General features: G+C 32.8%; 15 protein-coding genes. 5 read left to right on the forward strand and 10 right to left on the reverse strand.

What is annotated here, in order from left to right:
• Positions 1–3 precede the first annotated feature (3 nt).
• Entirely contained in the window at positions 4–882 is an 879-nt protein-coding gene (locus BUB80_RS16305) for a NifU family protein (protein WP_073294964.1), read from the reverse strand.
• Between the two features lie 178 nt (positions 883–1,060).
• On the opposite strand from BUB80_RS16305, the gene BUB80_RS16310 reads away from it, so the two are divergent.
• A complete protein-coding gene (locus BUB80_RS16310; RefSeq protein ID WP_073294967.1) occupies positions 1,061–1,597 on the forward strand; it encodes a gamma carbonic anhydrase family protein in 537 nt (178 codons plus the stop codon).
• Between the two features lie 191 nt (positions 1,598–1,788).
• On the opposite strand, the gene BUB80_RS16315 is transcribed toward BUB80_RS16310, so the two are convergent.
• Entirely contained in the window at positions 1,789–2,244 is a 456-nt protein-coding gene (locus tag BUB80_RS16315; protein WP_073294970.1) for a hypothetical protein, read from the reverse strand.
• An 85-nt stretch (positions 2,245–2,329) separates the two neighbouring features.
• Between BUB80_RS16315 and BUB80_RS16320 the strand changes: the two genes are divergently transcribed.
• Positions 2,330–4,456 (forward strand): helix-turn-helix domain-containing protein, encoded by a 2,127-nt coding sequence (locus BUB80_RS16320; protein WP_073295064.1) that lies wholly within the window; start codon positions 2,330–2,332, stop codon positions 4,454–4,456.
• 54 nt (positions 4,457–4,510) lie between these two features.
• On the opposite strand, the gene BUB80_RS16325 is transcribed toward BUB80_RS16320, so the two are convergent.
• From BUB80_RS16325 to BUB80_RS16335, 3 genes are read right to left on the reverse strand one after another with little or no spacing between them, the layout of a single operon-like run.
• The gene (locus BUB80_RS16325) at positions 4,511–4,960 is read right to left on the reverse strand and encodes a hypothetical protein (protein WP_175549624.1); all 450 of its coding nucleotides are present in this window, start codon (positions 4,958–4,960) and stop codon (positions 4,511–4,513) included.
• A 16-nt stretch (positions 4,961–4,976) separates the two neighbouring features.
• Entirely contained in the window at positions 4,977–5,510 is a 534-nt protein-coding gene (locus BUB80_RS16330; RefSeq protein WP_073294976.1) for a hypothetical protein, read from the reverse strand.
• A gap of 9 nt (positions 5,511–5,519) precedes the next feature.
• Positions 5,520–6,287, reverse strand: coding sequence for a hypothetical protein (locus BUB80_RS16335; RefSeq protein ID WP_073294979.1), 768 nt, complete (start codon positions 6,285–6,287; stop codon positions 5,520–5,522).
• Positions 6,288–6,524: 237 nt separating this feature from the next.
• Here BUB80_RS16335 and BUB80_RS16340 point away from each other — a divergent pair, with 237 nt between their 5' ends.
• Both BUB80_RS16340 and ribB read left to right on the forward strand, forming a co-directional pair.
• Complete coding sequence (locus BUB80_RS16340) at positions 6,525–7,529, forward strand: LLM class flavin-dependent oxidoreductase (protein WP_073294982.1); 1,005 nt, start codon at positions 6,525–6,527, stop codon at positions 7,527–7,529.
• A gap of 67 nt (positions 7,530–7,596) precedes the next feature.
• Positions 7,597–8,718, forward strand: coding sequence for a 3,4-dihydroxy-2-butanone-4-phosphate synthase (ribB, locus tag BUB80_RS16345; RefSeq protein WP_073294985.1), 1,122 nt, complete (start codon positions 7,597–7,599; stop codon positions 8,716–8,718).
• Between the two features lie 47 nt (positions 8,719–8,765).
• Here ribB and fmt read toward each other — a convergent pair whose 3' ends face one another.
• The 5 genes from fmt to folK all read right to left on the reverse strand — a co-directional run bounded on the left by fmt (position 8,766) and on the right by folK (position 14,903).
• Positions 8,766–9,713 carry a methionyl-tRNA formyltransferase gene (gene fmt / locus BUB80_RS16350; RefSeq protein WP_073294988.1) on the reverse strand — a complete coding sequence of 316 codons (948 nt, stop codon included), beginning with the start codon at positions 9,711–9,713 and terminating at the stop codon, positions 8,766–8,768.
• 99 nt (positions 9,714–9,812) lie between these two features.
• Positions 9,813–11,714, reverse strand: coding sequence for a RecQ family ATP-dependent DNA helicase (locus BUB80_RS16355; protein ID WP_073294991.1), 1,902 nt, complete (start codon positions 11,712–11,714; stop codon positions 9,813–9,815).
• Positions 11,715–11,797: 83 nt separating this feature from the next.
• Complete coding sequence (locus tag BUB80_RS16360; protein WP_073294993.1) at positions 11,798–13,249, reverse strand: OmpA family protein; 1,452 nt, start codon at positions 13,247–13,249, stop codon at positions 11,798–11,800.
• An 88-nt stretch (positions 13,250–13,337) separates the two neighbouring features.
• Positions 13,338–14,465 carry a flagellar motor protein MotB gene (locus tag BUB80_RS16365; protein WP_073294996.1) on the reverse strand — a complete coding sequence of 376 codons (1,128 nt, stop codon included), beginning with the start codon at positions 14,463–14,465 and terminating at the stop codon, positions 13,338–13,340.
• A gap of 21 nt (positions 14,466–14,486) precedes the next feature.
• Positions 14,487–14,903 (reverse strand): 2-amino-4-hydroxy-6-hydroxymethyldihydropteridine diphosphokinase, encoded by a 417-nt coding sequence (gene folK, locus BUB80_RS16370; protein ID WP_073294999.1) that lies wholly within the window; start codon positions 14,901–14,903, stop codon positions 14,487–14,489.
• Positions 14,904–14,922: 19 nt separating this feature from the next.
• Between folK and sppA the strand changes: the two genes are divergently transcribed.
• Complete coding sequence (gene sppA / locus BUB80_RS16375) at positions 14,923–16,680, forward strand: signal peptide peptidase SppA (protein WP_073295001.1); 1,758 nt, start codon at positions 14,923–14,925, stop codon at positions 16,678–16,680.
• The last annotated feature ends 37 nt before the right edge of the window (positions 16,681–16,717 follow it).

The following is a 16,717-nucleotide window of genomic DNA, read 5'->3' on the forward strand; positions in this document are numbered from 1 at the left end:
TAATTATCCGTTTACAGCTTCCACTCTTTCTACCAAATCAGGAACGAATTGTTTTAAAATACCTTCAATTCCGTTTTTCAAAGTAGCGGTAGAACTTGGGCATCCTGAGCAAGCACCTTGTAAAAGCATTCTTGCTGTTTTAGTAGATTGAACGTATTCCATTAAAGAAATCTTTCCACCGTCATTTTCTACAGCAGGAGCAACGTATTCATTTAAAATATCCGAAATTTTCTGCTCATCATCAGTATAATCTCTGTTGATGATCTTTTCTACAGGATTTTCGTGTGTTTGAGCTTCTATTGTAGAGATCTCACCGCCGTTTTGTAAATATTCAGCGATCAATCCACGAACTGCCATCATTACTTCGTGCCATTCTACAGAATTATCTCTTGTTACGGCAACAAAATTATCAGAAATAAAAACTTCCTTAGTAAAATCAAACTCTTTGAAAATAGCCTGAGCCAAAGGAACTCCATCTGCCTGTTCTCTAGATTTTACTTCAACAAAACCTTCCAATAAAAGTTTGCTTGAAACAAACTTCATTACCGCCGGGTTTGGAGTCATTTCTGCATAGATTTGATACATTTCCTTTTTCTTTTGAAGATACACTCTAGGGTTAGCCAATAGTTCGTCTTCAATGATGTTTTTCAAACTGTCAACTACATGTTCCCATTCTACAGTATCTTGTTTTGCAACGGCTACAAAATTTGCAGTAATAAAAACTCTTTCAATAAAAGGATAGTTAAAAAGTTCTTGTGCCAAAGGAATTTCTGAGATATCAGAATCTCTGTCCAGCTCCAAAGACCCCGGAATCAAGTTGTAGTCTGCTACAAATTTCATCACTTTTGGGTTTTCGGTTGGTTCTATAAGTATAGTATGCATTTTTTCGTTAAATTTGAGTTACAAAAATACGCATAAGAAGTGGGATTGTAAGAAGAGGGGAGTTAGATTTTTGCTATCGCTGTAATTTAGATTTTAGGATGGGTGGTATTTATCCTTTGTTTAAATTACTATTCATTAAATTAAAGTTTTCAAATAACTCATTATCAAATTAAAAAATATGGCACTTATAAAAGAACTTTTAGGTAAATCACCACAAATAGGAGAAAATACTTTTTTAGCTGAAACCGCAACAATCATTGGTGATGTTGTGATGGGTAAGGATTGTAGCATCTGGTATAATGCGGTGATAAGAGGAGATGTAAATTACATCAAAATGGGAGACAAAGTAAATGTTCAGGATAATGTAATGTTACATTGTACGTATGAAAAATATCCTTTAATTATTGGAAATAACGTTTCGGTGGGGCATAATGCCATTGTTCATGGATGTACAATTCAGGATAATGTTTTAATCGGGATGGGTTCTATTGTAATGGATGACTGTTTGGTGGAAGAAAATTCTATTGTTGGAGCAGGTTCTGTGGTAACACAAGGAACGCATATTAAATCCGGTGAAGTTTGGGGTGGAGTTCCGGCGAGAAAAATTAAAGATATTTCTGCTCAGTTATTAGAAGGAGAGGTCAACAGAATTGCTAATAATTATGTAAAATATTCTTCTTGGTATAAAGAGAATGCCAAAGAAGTTGAAAGATAGTTTGGATGTGAATTGTGAATTTTCTTTGAAGTCAAATAACTTTGTTGTCAATTTTTTAACACTGTAAAATTCACTTGCAAAGCAAAATTGACTATTCACATTTTAATAATTCACAAAAAAGCATTGTCAATTTTGACAATGCTTTTTTTATCCTTAATGAGAAAACTCCTGATCGAGTTCGGGTGTTTGTGTTATTCTACAGGGTAAACAACCTGTGCTTTTCCATTGATGCATCTTATTCCTGCAGGCTCTCCAACAAATGAACAGTCTGATGAAATGTTGTATTTTTTATTAAATTCAGATTCTTTTTTATTGTAATTCTCAATTTTTGGTAGAATCTTAGCCTCTAGTTTTGTAGGGTAAGCAATGTAAGATACGGGGCCTCCACAAGCTTTAGATCCCATAGGGGCGGGTTTCCATTCTTTTATTGTAGCTTCTGCACATTTTTCTTTGGAAATTTCGGCTTCAATTTCAGCTCGAAGTTTATCCAATTGGGCCTGGTCATATTTTTGACTGCTTTCGTCGGCCGGTCTTTCTGCAATGTCTTTAGGTAAATTAGTATTAGAGTCTGCTTTTGCCTTACATGAATTCAAAGCAAAAAAAGAAATTAGCACTAAAGTTGGAACCTGAATGAATAATTTTTTCATAAAATATATTTTTTTCTATTCTCTAATTTTCAAAACTTGTGCCAAGATAAAAAATTCAAATTCATTTTCCGTAATTTTGCCAGCGATGAACAATCATTTTTTTGACTTAATAGAGTATACCAACAGAAGTATTTTCTTAACAGGTAAAGCAGGTACAGGAAAAACAACTTTCCTTAACGATTTTGTAAAACGTACAAAAAAGAAGCACATTGTTGTGGCTCCTACAGGAATTGCTGCGATTAATGCGGGAGGAGTTACCATTCACTCGATGTTTGGGCTGCCTTTGCGAACCTTTTTACCGACAACCGACCGTATTGATACCAGTTTGGCAAATAATATTGCCGATCTGATGCCTCATTTTAAATATAGAAAAGATAAACTTAAGCTTCTACGTGAAGTAGAGGTTTTGATTATTGATGAGGTTTCAATGTTGAGAGCCGATGTCTTGGATATGATGGATTTTTCTTTACGATTCATCAGAAGAAATAGCCAACGATTTGGTGGTGTTCAGATGTTGTTCATCGGAGATTTATATCAGCTTCCGCCGGTGGTGAGAGACGAGCATATTTTAAAAATGTTTTATAATTCTCCATTCTTTTTTGATAGTCATGCTATCAAAGAGATTCCTTTATTGACGATTGAATTAACAAAAGTTTACCGCCAATCTGACGAAAGCTTTTTAGATATATTGAATGCGATTCGTGATGGAGATGTAGGAAGCATAGATTTCGAACATCTTAATGAAAGATACGACCCGGCATTTGAAACAGGAACTGAATCTTATGTCTATTTGTGTTCTCACAACAGAATGGCAGATGAGATCAATCAGGAAAAATTAAAGGAAATAAAAGTGGATCCTTCAACTTTTGAGGCGAAACTTTTCGGTGAATTTAAAGAAAATCAGTTTCCTAACGAGCAGTTTTTAGAATTGAAAATAGGCGCTCAGGTGATGTTTATCCGAAATGATATTTCCGGAGAAAAAAGATATTTCAATGGAAAGCTGGGTGAGATTTCTGCTTTAGATGAAAATGAAATTAAAGTAGTTCTCGACGGAAGCGAAAGAGAAATTACCGTAAAAAGAGAAGTTTGGGAACAGAAAAAATATTTTCTGGACACCGATAAAAATATTAAAGAAGAAGTTTTGGGAAGCTTCGAGCAATTTCCTATAAAGCTGGCTTGGGCGGTTACCATTCATAAAAGTCAGGGATTGACATTTGATAAAGTAATTATCGATGCCGGAAAAAGTTTTACAGCGGGTCAGGTATATGTTGCCTTATCGCGTTGCCGAACATTGGAAGGAATTGTGTTGAAATCTAAAATTACGCCTGAAGTTATTTTTAAAGACAACAGGATTCTGCAGTTTCAGGGATCTACTCTTGCCAATGATAATGTTGAGTCTATTTTAAATCAGGAAAAATACGATTACAGCATTAAAAAAGTACTTCGCACCGTAGATTCAAGATGGATTTTAAATGAAGTGGAAGAATGGAATAAACTTTCAATCGTTACAAAAAGTATTGATACCGTTAAAACCAATCAACTCTATATTCAGCTAAAACATGAAGTAACCCAATTGGGGAAAATTTTCGAAAAGCTGGAAAAAGTAATTTCTCAGAAAGTAAATAATTTCATTGATCAAAAAGAAGAATGGTCTGAAATTGAAGCCAAAACAAAAGGGGCGGTCAATTTCTTTTTTACGGAAATAAGAGATAAAGTTTTCAGTCCATTAAAAGATTTTTATGCTGAAATAAAAGGAGCAAAAGGTTTAAAACAATACAACGAAGAATTTCGGAATTGGCTGGAAGATGTTGAAGAATATCTGAATAGTTTAAAAGAAGCTCATTTATTAGAAACGAAACTTTTAGACGAAAAGAATGATAAGGAAATCAGCATGAAAATTGCAAAAGTTCCTTCTCAGGTGCTTACTTTTCAACTGTTTGAACAAGGGAAAACCATTGCAGAAGTTGCGTTTGAAAGAGGTTTGGTAAAAGAAACGGTAATCGGACATTTGGCAAAGTTTGCTGAACAAGGATTGTTAGATATTGCCAGAGTCATTACTACAGATAAGATAAAAGCTTTTGAAGATGTATTCTACAAAACGCCTCACGAAACATTAACGGAATGGAAAAACGCCTTACCAAGTAATTTTGAATTTAATGAAATCAGGATTTTGATTAATCATTATAATTTTAAAAAGGAGAAAAATAAATAATAGTATTTAAAAAGGATTAATAAATGACTTCAAATTTATTAATCCTTTTTTTATTTAAATATCTAAGATTAATTTTCTCTGATTGTTATCCAAATAATCAGCGCTTCTGCTATTATTTCTATATTCTACTTCAATATTTTCGATTTCATTAAATCTACTTTTATCAGTTTTGGCAAACTCAATGATGGTGAAATATTTTTCATCAACGATATTGAAATCAACGAGTTTTAAATAGTCATCGATTGAGTTTTTATCAATCATAATTTTTCCACTACCAAACTGATGGCGGTCTTGTCCATTTTTCTTTACGCCCGAAACCCAATATTCTTCTCCTGTTTCTATATCAAAATGATTTCCTAAGATTCCTGTATTTTTAAGTTTTTTTAATGCTTTATTATTGAAATAAACCGTTTGACCAGATTTTGAAAATTCTACAAAACCAATCCACGCTGATCCGCTGTGACCATTTGATTTATTTTCGAGAGACATTATTTTTGATTTCATGGTTTGTTTTTTTAGCTTAAGCTATATTGAATTCTTCAGCAATCACAAACTGATTATTAATCATAATTAATTGGTGAGGAGTTATCTTTTTCTCTCCAAAGTAACTCATTTTTACATTGTGTTTTTCACAGATTCTTTCAATGCTTTCAACAATTGAAAAAGGTGCTTTTAAAATGATGCCTGATCCTTGTCGAATATTTTGTAGGAAGATGTCATAAGTAATTCCGATATTAATTTCAAAGTAATCTTTCCAATTTTTCCAGCCTTTTGTGATTTCATCAATTGATTTTTGAAAGTCTTCAATGAACATTTCAATGTTTTCAGGTTTTGAGTTGATGAAAACTTCAAGATTGCTTTCGTTATGATTAACGAGTAGAGGATGGTATTCATGAAAAGCTAATACTCCTGTTTCTTTCTGTTTTAAGAACGCTTCTTTTTTATTTTTAAAGTTAAAACGAAATAATTTATTTTCAATTTTTAAAATAATAAATGTTGATTGAAACGCTTCAATTTCCACTGTTTTATTATTAAAGTTTTCAATTTTGATCATGATTTTAATTTAATAATATTCATAGTTTCCATATTGGAATTCTTGAGCTCTTCGAAGATAAAAATTGTCTGTAATTAATTGATCAATATTATTGACTATCTCCTCCATTTTTGCTGTTAGTTCAATTTTCTGTTGTTCAGTAGATTCAAAATCAATTTTATTTTCATCTTCAACTAATTGCCTTAAAGATTTTATGTATAATTCTTTTTGTTTTGAGATGTCATATGTTTTATAAAACTCATCTTTATTTTTTGGATATAAATAAATTGAATATTCTGCATATCCTAATATTCTGGAATATTGATGTCCAAAATATGTTCCTCCATCTTCAAAATACTGGAATAAAGAATTAATGTTTGAATAAATATTGATAAGTTTTTTTCGTTGTTCAGCATATTTTTCAGAACCATTTTTTTGTTTGAGAAAATATGCATACAAAATGAAATAAGAATCCTTTCCAGCTTCACTTTCAAAATCATTTCCAAAACGATAGTATTGTTTGTCTGGATTTTCAGGTATATCTTGGAAGAATTCAGGATGAGAATCTACTATTTTATTAAATTCTTTTTTCCCTAATTTTAGTGCAAAATCAGATTCAGGTAATAATAAAACGGTGTTTAATTTTGTATGATACTTTGAATTATCAGGCTGTTGCCTTTTATAAGGATTGGTATTTCGAATTTCTGTAACAGTTTTTCCCTGTGAATTTTTAAAACTATCATTATTATTACAATTTAAGAGAGTAATTGTTATTAAAATAAGAAAAATATTCTTCACGATTTAAGTTATATTACTTTCAAAAATACAAAATCATAGAATATTTAAATTGTATAATTAAAATCATTTAATTTGAAACTTAATTCTCATAGTTTTTTCCTGAACTACACCATCAGACTTATCAATTACAAAAAGTAACTAATGCAGATTAGATGTTTTAAATTTGTTTAGATTTAAAATAAATGAAATCGACAAAGGAGATTTCGTATCCCCTTTAAAAAAGTAAATATCTCGTATATGAAAAACTTTGAAATATCTGTGCTGGATCTTGCGCCTGTAAAGCAAGGGAAAAGCATTCATGATAGTTTTCAGGACAGTTTATCTTTAGCAAACTTTACTGAAAATCTTAATTATAACAGATTCTGGCTTGCCGAGCATCATAATATGGAAAGTATTGCCAGTTCTGCAACTTCGGTTTTGATTGGTTTTATCGCCAATGGAACAAAAAAAATAAGAGTAGGATCGGGAGGAATTATGCTTCCGAATCACAGTTCATTAGTTATTGCCGAGCAATTCGGAACATTGGAATCTCTTTTTCCCGGAAGAATTGATCTTGGCTTGGGAAGAGCTCCGGGGACTGATGGTTTAACGGCTCAGGCTTTGGGTAGAAACCCCGCAAGTATAAATGAAAAGTTTCCAAGACAAATTTTAGAACTTCAAAAATACTTCTCTAAAGAAAATTCTAATGCATTGGTTCGTGCCATTCCGGGAGAAGGATTGGATATTCCTTTGTATATTTTGGGGTCGAGTACTGATAGTGCGTGGTTAGCAGCGGAATTAGGACTTCCTTATGCATTTGCCGGGCATTTCGCTCCTGAACAAATGGAAATGGCGTTCAATATTTATAGAGAGCATTTTGAGCCTTCAAAGCAATTGGATAAACCGTATATTTTAGCTTGTGTGAATGGAGTGGCAGCGGAAACTACAGAAGAAGCACATAAGCTTTCTACCACTTTATTTCAGGCGTTTATCAATATTGTAAGAAATGACAGAAAACCATTTTCTCCACCTGTTGATGATATGGATGATATTTGGTCGCCAATGGAAAAATCGATGGTGTTACAGAAGTTGAGATATACTTTCATTGGAGATCAATCTGAGATTGAAGAGAAGTTAAAAAGCTTTCAGGAGAAGTTCAATGTAGATGAATTAATGATCAATTCTCATATTTACGATCATCAGAAAAGATTAGATTCTTACGACATCATCAGAAAAGCCAAAGACTCTTTATTCAAAGCGTAACAAACCATTTATATTAATTGGGAGATGCTTATTTTTATGAGTATCTTTGCAAAAATCTAAAGTAAAAATGTCTGATATTAAATTAAATACTATTCCGGAGGCTATTGAAGACCTTAAAAATGGTAAAATAATCATAGTAGTAGATGATGAAGACAGAGAGAATGAAGGTGATTTTCTTTGTGCTGCAGAACTTACAACACCAGAACTAATCAATTTTATGGCTGTTCACGGAAGAGGGCTTATCTGTATGCCACTTCCTGAAAAAAGATGTGACGAGCTTGGTTTAGATATCATGGTAAGCCGTAGTAGTGATCCTAAAGAAACTGCGTTTACTGTTTCTGTTGACCTTTTAGGAAACGGGACTTCTACCGGTATTTCTGCAGGTGACAGAGCGAAAACGATTTTGGCTTTGATGGATGAAAATTCAAAACCTACAGATTTCATGAGACCTGGACACATTTTTCCGCTTCGTGCTAAAAAAGGAGGTGTTTTAAAAAGAGCCGGACATACGGAAGCTGCCATTGATTTAACTCAATTAGCTGGCTTAAAAGAAGGTGGTGTGATCTGTGAGATCATGAATGAAGACGGATCAATGTCTCGTTTGCCGGATCTTCAGGTTTTTGCTCAGAAACATGATATGAAAATTGTTTCTATTGAAGATTTGATTCACTACCAGCTTAAAAAAGGAAACCTTATCGAAAGATTGGAAGAAAGAAAAGTGAAAACTGCTTATGGTGAGTTTGATTTTTATGCTTTCAGAGAAACTTCAAACGAACAGATCCATTTTGCATTGACGAAAGGAACTTGGACGGTTGATGAGCCTGTTTTGGTAAGAGTACAGTCTTCTGATTCTTATTTTGATGTGTTGACAAGATTAAATAATGGTGAAAAGCCTTTATTGGAAAAAGTAACAAACATGGTAAATGAAGCAGGAAAAGGTGCCGTTATTTTCATTAATAACGTTTCAAACTCTGAAAATACTCTGAAAAAGCTACAGCAGTTCTTGGATTATCAAGACGGTCAGGAACAACGTCCAACGTTGGCTTATAACTACAGAGATTATGGTATTGGAACGCAGATCTTAAAGAATTTAGGAATCAATAAGTTTAAAGTAATCACTCAAAACCCTAATATTAAACCTCAGGTTGGAGGATACGATGTTGAGGTGACGGAGTTGGTACAACTTTAATGTTATAGAAACCTTCAAGGTTTTTAAAACCTTGAAGGTTTATTTTTTTAAGCCATTTTTATTTCTTCGAAATTTCTGAAACCATTCAGAAAATCTTTTATATTCATTCTTTTCTTTCCTTCTAATTGTAATTCTAAAGGAAAATAAACACCGTCTTTGGTATAGATTTTAAATTCATTTTTAGAAATATCTAAACTTCCAACAGGCTTTCCATGGTCTTCGATTTCAAATTTCCCGGCAAATATTTTTAGCCCTTTTTCTTCTTCTCCAATTTTTAACGTCGTAAAAGCAGCTGGATAAGGTGACATTCCTAAAATAAACTGATGAACTTCTTTTGAGGTTTTTGTCCAGTCTATTCTTGTATCTTCCTTAAAGATTTTATATGCATTTTTAGGATGTTCAACTTCTGGTTGAGGTTTTTCTTCAATTGAATTTTCAGCTAAACCGTCTAAAGTTTTTACCACCAATTTTGAACCCATGGTCATTAATCGATCATGAAGAGTTCCAGCATTTTCATCAGGTGAAATTTCTAATTCATCTTGAAGTAAAATATTTCCCTCATCTATTTTTTCATTAATAAAGAACGTTGTTGCTCCCGTTTTTTCTTCTCCGTTAATAACAGCATAGTTGATAGGTGCAGCGCCTCTATAATCAGGAAGCAGAGAAGCATGAAGGTTGAATGTACCCATTTTAGGCATTTCAAAAAGAACTCTAGGCATCATTCTGAAAGCGACCACGATGAAAACATCAGCGTCTAATTTTCTAAGCTCTTCCAAAAACTCTGGATTTCTCAATTTTTCAGGTTGAAAAACCGGAATGTTATTTTCTGCAGCAAAAATTTTCACAGGAGATTGATTGATCTTTTGCCCTCGTCCGCTTGCTTTATCGGCAACCGTTACAACGCCTACCACTTCATGATGAGATTGATGAACAGCTTCCAATGAAGTTTTTGCAAACTCTGGAGTACCTAAAAAAACTACTTTCAATGATTTCATAATGCAAAGATAGCAGTCTTTTGATTATTGAAAAATTAATTGATTTAAAAATTAGAAAACTAGCCATGGAAATTGTATCCATTACCAATTACTCATTACCTATGCTAATGCGTACGTTCTGAAGTTCAGCATTTTCACTTTTCCGGAATCTAAAAGATAAATAAGATTTTCTAAAATATTTTGTTTTGGATGAAAACTCAACTGTACAGAAAGCTCTTCAATTGTAGATGCTTTTTCTGATAAAATATTAATGATCTGAAGAGAAATATTTTTCCCAAACATGGACTGTTTATTTTTCTCGCACACTGAGCATTGACCACAGTTTTTAGAATTTTTCTCTCCGAAATAGGCCATGATCAATTTCATTTTACAGTAGTCATTATTCTCTGTGTAAAATTTCATTTCTTCCCATTTCTGGATTTTATTCTTTTGAATATGTTCGAAAAGTTTCCAATATGCACTATTTGTAACTCTTTCGTCTCTAGGTTTTAAGAATTTCACGCTTGACAATGCACCGTCTACATATTCCAGATAATTCTTTTGTTGTAATTCTTTAAGTCTTTCCTTAATCAAATGAATGCTTATCCCTAGTTTATTACTCACCTGCTGCTCGCTGAACATTACTTTGTGAGTTGTAATTCCTGAAATTGAACGAAGTAAAAGCTCTATAAAATAGGCGTCTTTTTTAGGAAGTTGCTCAATCTCATCTGCTTTCATAAGCAGTTCTAAAGAAGACAAACTTTTATTATCATTAAAATATATGATCTCCTGGTTATGTAGGAAATTCAATACATTCTTGATTTTTGCATTGGATAACTTTGTGAAATTTTGAATCCCAATTGTATTTAACTGAAATACTTTCTCTGGTAATTCATATTCAGCAACCTGAAAAATAGAGTAGAGGTAATTGATAATTCTCAAGAATTCACTTTTACTTGGAATTTGGTTTTTTAATATTTGATCAAAATTTAAGATTTCCTGCTGATTCCAAAGCATGAAGGCAAAACTGTCTTTTCCATCTCTTCCTGATCTGCCGATTTCTTGGTAATAATTTTCAATTGATGGAGCAGGAGAGAAGTGGATAACAAAACGAACATTATCTTTATCAATTCCCATCCCGAAAGCATTCGTAGAAATTAGAACATGATTATTGCTTTTGTTCCATTGATTTTGTCTCGTATTCTTTTCTTTTGTTGTTAATCCAGCGTGGAAGAAGTCAACATTCTTTAATTGATTTTTGTGAAGGAATTCGGTTAATAACTCTGCTTCTTTTCTGGTACGGACATAGATAATCCCTGAATCATTATTGTATTTTAAGATATCAAAAATTCGCTGGAATTTATCAGAAACTTCTTCTGTGAAGATTTTTATATTATCTCTTTTAAAACTTTTCTGAAAAACTTTAGGATTTTTAAGTTCTAATTTAATTTTAATCTCTTCTAAAACTTTTGGAGTTGCCGTTGCCGTTAAAGCTAAGCAAGGGATTTTAGGATTGTTTTTTCTAAATTCTTTTATATTCTGATAACTGGGTCTGAAATCTTGGCCCCATTCTGAAATACAGTGAGCTTCATCTACTGCAATAAAAGACAATTGTATTTCGTCAATATTTTGTAGAAATTGTTTATTGGTGACTCTTTCCGGTGAAACATAGAGTAGTTTAGTTAAACCGTCTTTACATCTGTTATAAATGGTCTCAGCATCGAATTCATCAAGTTCTGAAGATAAATATTCCGCCTCAATTCCACGAAATTTTAATTGATTAACCTGATCTTTCATTAAGGCCAAAAGAGGGGAGATAACAAGACATGTTCCCTCTTTCAACAAAGCCGGAAGTTGGTAACATAAAGATTTCCCTGCTCCGGTAGGTAGTAAGACTAAAGAATCTTTTTCATTTAAAACTGAATTAATGACTTCTTCCTGAGAATCTCTAAATTGATCATAGCCCCAAAAATACTTCAGGGTTTCATATTTTAATTTTTGAAAATCTTGTTCGGAAATCATTAGGTAAAAATAAGGAAAGTATTTATTACAACAAAAAAAGTCACGCAATGCGTGACTTTAATATATAATTAAATAATTTATTATTATTTAGCCTCAAAGTAAACTCTTCTGTTTGCTCTGTTTTTCCATTCTGGACACTTAGTCGCTGGCTCACACTCTGGGTATTTAAGGTCTGTTTTACCTTTACCAACTGCGTTAAGTTTTCCATTCTGAACACCGTTTTTAACCAAATAATTTTTAACGTTGTTAGCTCTTCTTTGAGATAGCTTTTGGTTATAAGCATCAGTACCTCTTGTATCAGTAGCACCAACTACATTATATGCACCGCTTGAAGTGTTGATATAGTTAACAGCATTATTTAAGATTGGTGTATTAGAAGGTAAGATTCTGTCTGAATTTAAATCAAACTCAATTCCTTCTAATTTAGTTTCAGTTTCTACAACCGGTCCTGTAGTTGTTGTTGGACAACCATTGTTTTCAACTGGTCCAGGAACTGTTACACACTTATCGTAAAGATCAATTACTCCGTCTAAGTCTGTATCAAGAGCTACACCAGCACCGTCAACTCTTGCACCTGCAGGAGTATCAAGTTGTCTGTCCCAATCATCGCAAACACCATCATTATCAGCATCTCCTTTTTTACAAACTTCAATGTCTTGGTTTTTAGTAGCTAAAACATCTAATTTATAATAGATTTCCTGTAATGGATCATGCCACATTAAGTGAGATTCATGTTTTCCTAACTTTAAAGAAACTCCTAAAGTCGCGTTAAAGAAGTTATCAGAAATTTGCTCTGAACGTTGGTTTATAGCGCTGTATTGGTCTCCTCCGCCATCAAACGAATCATCACCAGTCATTACATACATTAATCTACCTTCGATATCTAAACTTCTATTAACCTTAAATTTAAGACCAGCACCTGCTTGACCAAATAATGATCCTATTTTGAAAGGTTTAACTTCAGTCATTAGTCTTTGTCCCATCTCATCTTTTTGATATGCTCTATAGGCTAGAGTACCAATACCTGCATAACCATGTAATGCCCATCTATATGAAGAATGGTTATCAACTCTTCTTAAAAGATTTGAGAAGTTGATATCTCCTAAGATTGAGATTGCATCATACTGAGTTCTACCTGCTACTTGTTGGAATTTTGAAGCATTTGCAGGAGCAGAGTCTTTAGTATTAAACCATCCTTGTCTGGTTTCTCCTCTGTCATATTGTAGGCTTATTCCAAAAGCATGAGTAATGGCTTTATCAATACTGATGTAAGCAGAATATCCAAAAAGGTTCTTACCGTTACCGTTTTTGATTGATGTTAAATCGGCAGATTGTACAAGAGGTACACCAGCACCAATTGAAACTGACCAATCATTAAATCTTTTAGATTTCTGTGTAAATGGGGAAACATTAGCAGAGCCCGAAGAAAATGTATTGGGATATTTTCCGTTTGAAGAAACTGCCGTTGAGTCTTGTGCATAACTGGCTGTAGGAACAGCTAGTGCTAATGCAACAATTGCTAAACTTAATTTCATAGTGTATTTTTTATTTAGTTAATTAAATGATTTTATTTTAATTGAAGTAAAATGTTTTACTTACTTTATTCGCTATTTACTAACTATATTATTTATTAGTAGGAGCAGTATTAGTAGGACAACCATTGTTTTCTGGAGGACCAGGAACTGTTACACACTTATCGTATAAGTCAATAACACCATCAAGATCCATATCTAATGCAACACCTGCACCGTCTACTCTTGCACCAGCAGGAGTATTTAGTTCTCTATCCCAATCATCACAAACTCCGTCATTATCATTGTCTCCTTTTTCACATACAACAAAATCTGTTGAAGCATTTTCAAGTACACTTGTTCTGTAATAAGCTTCTTGTAAAGGATCATGCCAAGTTAAATGAGACATATGCTTACCTAATTTGAATGATAATCCTAAATTAAATGTCCACATATTATCTGATCTATGTTTGTTGATCATATTATACTTTGCTAGATTAGGATCTGCAACATAGTCTTTTGGACCAGCCCATCCTCCGCCATCGAACTCATCATCACCACTTACAGTATACATTGCTCTAACTTCAACGTCAATAAGTTTGGAAACGTTATATTTCAAGCCAGTACCAAATTGGAAATAAATAGAGTTAATGTCAATTTTTTGATCAATAAACAAAGGAATTCTTGCTGGGGTAGTGCTCCATCTGTACTCATAATTATCATGTAAAGATGTGTGGTATCCCATTAAGCCAAGACCGGCATATCCGTGTAATGCCCATCTGTATGGAGAATGATTGTCAACTCTTCTTAAAAGGTTAGAAAAGTTAATATCTCCTAGTATACCAATCTGATCAAACTTTGTCTTTGCAACACCAACCCCACTTAGTTGTCCAGCTGGGCCGGCTGCTTGACCTTTTTGATTTGTTTCCCCTTTTTGGTAGATAAGACTCAAACCAAAAGTGTGTGAAATCTGCTTGTCTATACTGACGTAGCTGTTATAACCCCAATTTACTTTACCATCATAAAATGAAGTAAGATCAGCATTAGTCATGAATGCTGCACCTCCACCCACTGAGATACTCCAGTCCTTAAATCGTCTAGCCTTGTTGTCGAAAGTTTGGACATTGGCAGAACCTGAGGAAAAAGTATTGGGGTATTCGCTAGAGGAACTAACGGCGATACTGTCCTGAGCGTAAGTAGCAATAGGCAATGTGGCCAATAATAATAAACCTAGTTTCATACAATATGTTTTATGTTTTATTTAAATAAAATCTTTTAATAATATTCTAGAAAATTCTCTTTCAAAAAGATGTTTCTGATGAGGGATTTCTAATCTTTCTGACGTAAATTTTAATTCATCATATGTAATGATATCAATGTCTATTACTCTGTCAGTATAACCTCCGGTAGCCCTTGAATCATTAACTCTTCCCATCTCAACTTCAATACTTTTAACAAAATCAAGTAGTTGTATTGGCGAAAGATGCGTGAATATTATTGATGCAATATTACAAAAAATATTGGAACTAACAAATTCTACAGGGTCAGATGTTAAAAATTTGCTAATTTTTAATATTTCATTACCTCCTTCTTTTATTTTGTTAAGAGCCTCTTCTAAATTTTTTTTTTGATCTCCAATGTTACTTCCTAGTAACAAAACTACCTTATGCTGCGACATATCAAGAAAATGATTGTTTATGAAAAGTTTTTTTAAAATTGTATTAGCAAATATAGTCGCAATTGTGATACTATGCGTCGTGTTTTTCTTCTTTTTTATTATGATGCTTGTATTTAGTTCAATGAGTAGTGATAAATCGGTAGTAGTGAAAAAGAATTCGGTATTAACGATTAATTTAAAAACAAATATCATTGATAGTCCTACAGAAGAGCAAACCGGAGTATTCAACATTAGCAATCAAAATAAAAGTGTTCTAATATATGATGCGATAGAAGCTATCAACAAAGCTAAAACGGATGATAATATTAAAGGAATAAGTATTGAAGCTGATAATCTACATGCAGGGATTACACAAATTGATGATTTGAGAAGTGCAATTGAAGATTTTAAAAAGAGTGGAAAGTTTGTGTATGCTTATGGTAATGCTGTTTCCCAGTCTTCTTATTATTTAGGATCTGTGGCTGATCAGTATTATCTTAACCCATCAGGAATGATCGAGCTTAAAGGTCTTGCAACAGAAGTAGCTTTTTTCAAAGATTTTGCAGATAAATATGGGATTGGTATTGAAGTGATCCGTCATGGTAAATTTAAATCTGCTGTTGAACCATTTTTAAGAAATGATATTTCGCCAGAAAACAGAGAGCAGTTAAGTACTCTTTTGAATGATATTTGGAAAAATACGTCTACAAGAATTGCGACTTCCAGAAAAATGGATAGCGCACAGTTCAGAACTGTAGTAGACAGTTTATATGGAATGATTCCTGAATTGGGATTAAAATACAAACTGGCAGATAAATTAATTCAAAAAACTGAATATGATGAATTAATTAAATCTAAACTAAGTTTAAAGACGGATGATAAGCTTAATAAAATATCTTTAGGTAAATATATTGATTCGTATTCTAATGATGATAAATCTGGAGATAAAGTGGCTGTCTTGTATGCATCTGGATCTATTAATAATGGAGATAGTTATAATGATATCTATTCTGATAAATATATCAAATACATCAAAGAACTACAGGAAAATGATAAAGTAAAAGCTGTTGTTTTAAGAATTAATTCTCCTGGAGGAAGTGCTAATGCTTCTGACGAAATTTTATTTGAGCTTCAACAATTAAAAAAGAAAAAACCACTTGTTGTTTCTTTTGGAGATTACGCAGCATCTGGAGGATATTATATTGCTATGGCAGCGGATAAGATTTATTCTGAGCCTAATACATTAACAGGGTCTATCGGAGTTTTCGGAGTGATTCCTTACTTTAAAGATTTGGCTAATAAAAATGGTGTACGTTCTGATATTGTTGCTACCAATGCCAATTCTCAATATTATTCTTCTTTAAACGGGGTGAGCCCATACGGAGTAAATATGATTACGAGAAGTGTTGAAGGAACATATAAAAGATTTGTACATTTTGTAACACAAAATAGAAAACAAACTTTTGAGCAGATTGATAATATTGGCGGAGGTAGAGTATGGAGTGGAACAAGAGCTAAGCAAATTGGCTTAGTAGATGAATTAGGAACTTTAAATGATGCCATTAAATTTGCAGCACAAAAAGCAGGATTGAAATCCTCTTATAACGTTGCTTCTTTCCCTAAAAAGATGACTGCCTTTGAGCAAATATTTAATGATCTGAATGAAGATGAGATTTCTGCAAAAATCATTAAAAGTAAAATTGGTAAAGCAAATTATGAAATTTTAAACCAGATCACTAATGAAAAATTACAGTCTGAAGTGAAAATGGAAATGCCTTATCAGATTAAAATAGACTAAATTATATTGTTCATAAAAGAAGCCGGATTTGAATTTC

The sequence above is a fragment of the Chryseobacterium polytrichastri genome (assembly GCF_900142445.1).
GTDB lineage: Bacteria > Bacteroidota > Bacteroidia > Flavobacteriales > Weeksellaceae > Chryseobacterium > Chryseobacterium polytrichastri.

Coding starts and splice junctions, on each gene's coding strand:
- BUB80_RS16305 (WP_073294964.1), bottom strand. CDS start 882: ATGCATACTATACTTATAGAACCAACCGAAAACCCAAAAGTGATGAAA.
- BUB80_RS16310 (WP_073294967.1), top strand. CDS start 1,061: ATGGCACTTATAAAAGAACTTTTAGGTAAATCACCACAAATAGGAGAA.
- BUB80_RS16315 (WP_073294970.1), bottom strand. CDS start 2,244: ATGAAAAAATTATTCATTCAGGTTCCAACTTTAGTGCTAATTTCTTTT.
- BUB80_RS16320 (WP_073295064.1), top strand. CDS start 2,330: ATGAACAATCATTTTTTTGACTTAATAGAGTATACCAACAGAAGTATT.
- BUB80_RS16325 (WP_175549624.1), bottom strand. CDS start 4,960: ATGAAATCAAAAATAATGTCTCTCGAAAATAAATCAAATGGTCACAGC.
- BUB80_RS16330 (WP_073294976.1), bottom strand. CDS start 5,510: ATGATCAAAATTGAAAACTTTAATAATAAAACAGTGGAAATTGAAGCG.
- BUB80_RS16340 (WP_073294982.1), top strand. CDS start 6,525: ATGAAAAACTTTGAAATATCTGTGCTGGATCTTGCGCCTGTAAAGCAA.
- ribB (WP_073294985.1), top strand. CDS start 7,597: ATGTCTGATATTAAATTAAATACTATTCCGGAGGCTATTGAAGACCTT.
- fmt (WP_073294988.1), bottom strand. CDS start 9,713: ATGAAATCATTGAAAGTAGTTTTTTTAGGTACTCCAGAGTTTGCAAAA.
- BUB80_RS16355 (WP_073294991.1), bottom strand. CDS start 11,714: ATGATTTCCGAACAAGATTTTCAAAAATTAAAATATGAAACCCTGAAG.
- BUB80_RS16360 (WP_073294993.1), bottom strand. CDS start 13,249: ATGAAATTAAGTTTAGCAATTGTTGCATTAGCACTAGCTGTTCCTACA.
- BUB80_RS16365 (WP_073294996.1), bottom strand. CDS start 14,465: ATGAAACTAGGTTTATTATTATTGGCCACATTGCCTATTGCTACTTAC.
- folK (WP_073294999.1), bottom strand. CDS start 14,903: ATGTCGCAGCATAAGGTAGTTTTGTTACTAGGAAGTAACATTGGAGAT.
- sppA (WP_073295001.1), top strand. CDS start 14,923: ATGAAAAGTTTTTTTAAAATTGTATTAGCAAATATAGTCGCAATTGTG.